Annotated in this window: 2 protein-coding genes; both read right to left on the reverse strand. The window is 39.2% G+C overall.

Annotated features, from left to right (window positions below; all coding sequences use genetic code 11):
- Positions 1 to 319: 319 nt before the first annotated feature.
- Positions 320 to 562, reverse strand: a complete 243-nt coding sequence (locus tag IQ242_RS24970) for a hypothetical protein (RefSeq protein ID WP_193961809.1) — start codon at positions 560 to 562, stop codon at positions 320 to 322.
- Positions 543 to 743: a hypothetical protein gene (locus tag IQ242_RS24975; RefSeq protein ID WP_228021213.1), complete on the reverse strand. Its 201-nt coding sequence runs from the start codon at positions 741 to 743 to the stop codon at positions 543 to 545. The genes IQ242_RS24970 and IQ242_RS24975 overlap by 20 nt, the downstream gene beginning before the upstream one ends.
- Positions 744 to 1,311: the final 568 nt, after the last annotated feature.

Raw genomic sequence — 1,311 nt, forward strand, 5'->3', positions numbered from 1 at the left:
ATGTTCCCAAAAAATATAGAAGAGTTAATGCAAATTAGCCGCTATCGGTTGAAGGATTACATCAAAGGACAAAGAGCGATATCGCTTGCCCTATCTACCTTCTAGCTCGCTTGTCCCCCTCTCAGGTATAGACCTAGTTTCTACACAGAAACCAGAAGAACCATAATAAATCCGTAGGTTGAGTTAAACGAAGTGCAACCCAACACAAAACATGAAGAATAATAGGGGGATGATGTTGGGTTTCCGTTGTCAATCCAACCTTGCAAAATAGGCGTACTGCTACGCAGTGCCTTCGGCATCGCACTTGATATCTTAATAGCTAAATTGCTTGTTTGCCAAATTCAGGAACAACCAGGTTGACTTCCTTCGAGTTGTAACCAAATGCTTCTACCTGAGACTTGATCAAATCAAGAGCATCATAATAAGCAAGGCTTTGTCCTTTATAAAAAGAAGAGTCCTCTCCTTTTAGATCAGCTTCGTTAATTTTTGCTAGGGATTCATTATACTTTTCTTTGAGAAGAAGTGCATGATCTTTGATAAAGTTAACAGATTCTGTATTCATAAATTTGCTTATTTATCGATTCAATTCCTTTTCGGATTTGAGAGTCCGGCTTTTTGGCATATTCGTTATAGAATCCAGAGTGCTTACCCCCTTGTTTGGCAATATTATATGGGTCATTCACATTAGTCACATCATCCACTTTATCAACAGCCTTAGTGGCTACCAACTGTTGATTCTTCATTATTATACCTCTCCAGAAAAGATTTTTGATAAGCTCTTAGTAAAGGCTTCATCTCTTATTTTGACAATTATTATTATTGGAGAGGTCTATTTAGCAGGGTCAGTCCACACTCACCTGCATCAATATAGGAGCGAACAAACTCTATCTGAGTTTCTTGCATCACTTCTCTAGTAAGACGATTTTGCCTAATTGAGTTTTCCGTAAGTTTTAGGGGAATTGTTGGGTTTCCTTGCGTCAACCCAACCTTGTATATTGAGAGAGGTGGTGTACCGTCCCAACCTTGGTCGGAAAAGACCGCTTCGTAGCAAGGGTCACCACCATAATCTCCCTGACAAAACTCGAACAGTCGCCGGGGTCGTGGCGAAAACAATCAATAGATCTCTTGCATAAGTCTAGACAAAATAGGATAAAATAGTCCAAGAGTTAAGATTGAAAGATGAATTACGAACAAGTAAAAACTTTAAAGCCAACAGAGTTCAAACGCTTGTGTGGCGTGTATCCAGATACATTTAAGGATATGGTAACAGTCCTAAAGGCAGAAAAAGTTTGGCAAAAAAAGACAGGTAGA

The organism is Microcystis sp. LEGE 08355 (genome assembly GCF_015207185.1).
GTDB classification, from domain to species: Bacteria; Cyanobacteriota; Cyanobacteriia; order Cyanobacteriales; family Microcystaceae; genus Microcystis; species Microcystis panniformis.